We start from the raw sequence: 3,486 nt of genomic DNA, 5'->3' as shown, positions 1-3,486 counted from the left end.
CCTTCCGTCCGCGGCGCAAGGAGATATATTACGCGACCTCTCGCCTGCCGTCAAGAACTTTTTTCAAAAAGTTTTGAACGGTTTTGAAAGCTTCGAAAAGCCCTCGCGATGGCTCGCGACTGCACCCTCCTTGCAAATGCAGCTTGTGTATACTACCGAGTGTTCCACGATGATGCAAGCCCTTTTCTCAAAATAATGTAAGGAACTTTTACCGTGCCTGATAATAGCTGCTCTTTCCCTTCTCTTATAAGCGACGAAGCTTCGGGCGATCCTGTACAGCAGGTACCTGAGAACGCATTCTCCCACCTTCCCGAAGCGGCGATCCGTGTCGTCAGCATTCTTGAAGCGGGAGGCTTCGAGGCGTGGTTTGTGGGCGGGTTCGTTCGCGATGCGCTCCTCGGGCGCCCCTGCTCCGATATCGACATTGCCTCGAACGCTCCTTGGCAGCAAGCGCAGGCGCTCTTCGAAGCTGCAGGGTTTAAGACCCATGAAACCGGAGTCGCACACGGCACGCTCACCGTCCTTGTCGGCGACGACGCGTTCGAAGTGACCACCTACCGGCGCGACGGGGCCTACAGCGACTCGCGCCACCCAAGCTCCGTTGAGTTCGTTTCTTCTATCGAAGAGGACCTCGCGCGTCGCGATTTCACGATGAACGCCATTGCTTTCCACCCCCTCCGCGGACTGCTCGACCCTTACGGCGGCGTTGGCGACTTGCAGGCGAAAACGATACGCGCGGTGGGAGACCCAGCCAAGCGATTCTCCGAAGACGCCCTGAGGATCCTTCGGGCGTGCCGCTTCGCCGCGCAGCTCGGGTTCGACATCGAGGAGGAGACGCTTTTCGGCATGCTCTCCAACAAAGGAATCGTCTACCGGGTTTCCGCGGAGCGCGTCACCCATGAGCTCGATCGCCTTCTCACCGCGCCCTTCGCGGGAAGCGCTCTTGTGAAGTACGTCGACGTGCTTTCGTGCGTGCTGCCCGAGCTTGTCTCCATGAAGGGGTTCGAACAGCACACTCCTTACCATATTTACGATGTACTCGAGCATACGGCACATGTCGTCGACGGCGTGCCCGCCTATCGCCTCGTGCGTTGGGCGGCGCTCTTTCACGATATGGGGAAACCGGCCTGCTTCTTTTTCGGGGAAAACGGCGTGGGTCACTTCTATGGGCACGCGAACGTGAGCGTCATGCTCGCGCGCGGCGTCATGTCAAGGCTTAAGATGTCGCCGGCGTTCGCGAACCGCGTGCTCACGCTCGTGAAGCACCACGATGAGGTGGTCGAGCCGACTCCTCGCGCGGTGAAGCGTATGCTTGCGCGACTCGACGGGAATGTTGAGCTTTTTCACGCCCTTTGCGACTTGAAGCGCGGCGACGCGCGCGGGCAGGCCCCCCATTGCGCGGGCAGGATCGATGCCGCATACGAGCTTGAGAAGGTTCTTGCCGATATCCAGAAGGCGAACGAGGCGTTCACGCTGCAAAGCCTCGCCATCGATGGGCGCGACGTCATGGCATTGGGAATTCCCCACGGGCCGGAAGTCGGCAAGGCCCTCTCGCGGGCGCTCGATGCCGTCATCGATGAGAAGGTTCCCAACGAGAAGGGTGCGCTCCTCGACTACCTATCGAAGTAGCGGGGAAAAAGAAAAGGCCAGGGCAGAAAGCCCTGGCCTGTTGTTTCTTGGTAGCTCCGAAGGGATTCGAACCCTCGACCTCCGCCTTGAGAGGGCGGCGTCCTAAACCGCTAGACGACGGAGCCACATAAGCGCTTTGGAATCGTAATGGCTGGGGTGGAAGGAGTCGAACCCTCACATACGGCACCAGAAACCGCTGTCCTGCCATTAGACGACACCCCAACTTACTGCCGGTGCGTCTCTTGCTGTTCTGCAAGGCGCAAGCGCAGGAAAGTATATTACGCGCATTCCCCTATGCCGTCAAGCCTTTATTTCAACTTTTTTGAAAAATTTGAAAGGGAACGGCGATACACTACTCTTATCAGGGGTTTTGCCACATATGATCAAGCGGCCCGCTCCCCTTTCCCAGATCGAGGCCCGCCGAGAGTGCGCCCGTGAGGTATTCCTTGGCAGCCGCAACCGCGTCGGAAACGGATAACCCACAGGCAAGACCGCATGCAATGGCGGAAGAAAGCGTGCATCCCGTCCCGTGGGTGTTGCTCGTCGGAATCGCCTCATGGCGGAACCAGTGGACCTCGCCCGAACGGGTTGCGAGGACGTCGTTGGCGTCGTGGGCACCGTGCCCTCCCTTCACCAAGACGTTGACCCCAAGCGATCGGGCAAGGCTTACAGCCGCGCGCTCGCATGTTTCTTCGTCCGCCAACTCGCAACCGCAAAGGACCTGCGCCTCGGGAATGTTCGGGGTGATGACGCTCGCCCGGGGGAGGAGCTCCTCGATAAGCGCCGACACCGCGTCTTCGCCGATAAGGCGCGCGCCGCTCGTCGCCACCATGACGGGATCGACCACGATGTTTTCCGCATGCCACTTGTCGAGGCTAGCAGCAATCACGCGGATGATCTCAGCCGATGACACCATGCCGATTTTCACCGCATCGGGGCGGATGTCAGAGAAGACCGCGTCGATCTGCTCCGAGACGAACGCGGCGGGCACCTCGTGCACCCCCGTTACCCCGAGCGTGTTCTGCGCGGTGAGCGCGGTGATGACCGTCTCGGCGAACAGGTGATGCGCCGCTATCGTCTTGATGTCCGCCTGAATGCCCGCGCCGCCGCTTGAGTCCGATCCTGCTATGCTTACGACCGCCTTCATGCGCGCCCCCTACTTCTCGAGCAGCGCCACGACGTCGTCGGTCGAAAGAACGCAGGCGGCATAGCAGGTCTTGAAGTACTCAAGCCCCTCCTCCTGGTTCCCCACGAGAAACGTCGCCGTCGCGTCGCCTGCGACGATAAGGTTGTAGTTGTTGAAGTACGCGTCGGCGAGCGTATGGCGAACGCAGATGTTGGTGTCCATTCCCGTGCAGATAAGCGTGTCGACGGCGAGCTCGTCGAGCAGAAGGCGCAGTCCCGTCTGGAAAAACGCGCTGTAGCGGCGCTTCTCGATGGTGAAATCGCCCTCCTTGGGGTCAAGCAGCGGCGAGGTCTGCGCCTCGGGGGTGCCGGCGATGCCGTGATCGCCCCAGAGCAGCAGCTCGCGATCGAGACCGGGGATATGGGCGTCGTTCGTGAAGATGACGGGGACGCCTGCGCGCCGGGCAGCCGCCGCAATGCGGGCGGTGTTCTCAATTGCGGGCAGAAGCGTCTGCTCGAGCGGGGTTCCCGTCGGGTCGCCGAGCTCGTCGATCACGAGCAGGGCCGTCTTCTTCGCATCGAAGTTCGCGAGGTCGAACAGCTCGTTGTTGTTCTCGTCTCCAAGCATTGCGTCTCCCTTCGTCGTTTGCTATTCGTTGTCGAGATCGATGACCAGGCCATCCATAATCTTGTTCACCGTGCGAACCGCGCACATCTTGCCGCACATCGTGC

Annotated in this window: 4 protein-coding genes and 2 tRNA genes; 2 read left to right on the top strand and 4 right to left on the bottom strand. The window is 60.4% G+C overall.

Annotated features, from left to right (window positions below; all coding sequences use genetic code 11):
- Both Q0G18_RS09125 and Q0G18_RS09120 read left to right on the top strand, forming a co-directional pair.
- On the top strand, positions 1 to 196 hold a 196-nt coding region (locus tag Q0G18_RS09125; protein WP_297152305.1), incomplete at its 5' end, for a hypothetical protein.
- A gap of 17 nt (positions 197 to 213) precedes the next feature.
- Positions 214 to 1,629: an HD domain-containing protein gene (locus Q0G18_RS09120; RefSeq protein ID WP_297152302.1), complete on the top strand. Its 1,416-nt coding sequence runs from the start codon at positions 214 to 216 to the stop codon at positions 1,627 to 1,629.
- A 48-nt stretch (positions 1,630 to 1,677) separates the two neighbouring features.
- Here Q0G18_RS09120 and Q0G18_RS09115 read toward each other — a convergent pair.
- The 4 genes from Q0G18_RS09115 to Q0G18_RS09100 all read right to left on the bottom strand — a co-directional run bounded on the left by Q0G18_RS09115 (position 1,678) and on the right by Q0G18_RS09100 (position 3,382).
- Positions 1,678 to 1,754, bottom strand: a tRNA-Glu gene (locus tag Q0G18_RS09115).
- 23 nt (positions 1,755 to 1,777) lie between these two features.
- A tRNA-Gln gene (locus Q0G18_RS09110) sits at positions 1,778 to 1,851 on the bottom strand.
- A gap of 139 nt (positions 1,852 to 1,990) precedes the next feature.
- Positions 1,991 to 2,776, bottom strand: a complete 786-nt coding sequence (gene thiD / locus Q0G18_RS09105; RefSeq protein ID WP_297152299.1) for a bifunctional hydroxymethylpyrimidine kinase/phosphomethylpyrimidine kinase — start codon at positions 2,774 to 2,776, stop codon at positions 1,991 to 1,993.
- Between the two features lie 9 nt (positions 2,777 to 2,785).
- On the bottom strand, positions 2,786 to 3,382 hold the full coding sequence (locus Q0G18_RS09100; protein WP_297152296.1) for an isochorismatase family cysteine hydrolase: 597 nt from the start codon (positions 3,380 to 3,382) through the stop codon (positions 2,786 to 2,788).
- Between the last annotated feature and the right edge of the window lie 104 nt (positions 3,383 to 3,486).

The sequence above is a fragment of the uncultured Ellagibacter sp. genome (assembly GCF_934636505.1).
In the GTDB taxonomy this organism is placed as follows: Bacteria; Actinomycetota; Coriobacteriia; order Coriobacteriales; family Eggerthellaceae; genus Ellagibacter.
Note: the sequence above shows the minus strand (reverse complement) of the source record. Positions and strands in the feature narration are given on the sequence as shown.

Coding starts and splice junctions, on each gene's coding strand:
- thiD (WP_297152299.1), bottom strand. CDS start 2,776: ATGAAGGCGGTCGTAAGCATAGCAGGATCGGACTCAAGCGGCGGCGCG.
- Q0G18_RS09100 (WP_297152296.1), bottom strand. CDS start 3,382: ATGCTTGGAGACGAGAACAACAACGAGCTGTTCGACCTCGCGAACTTC.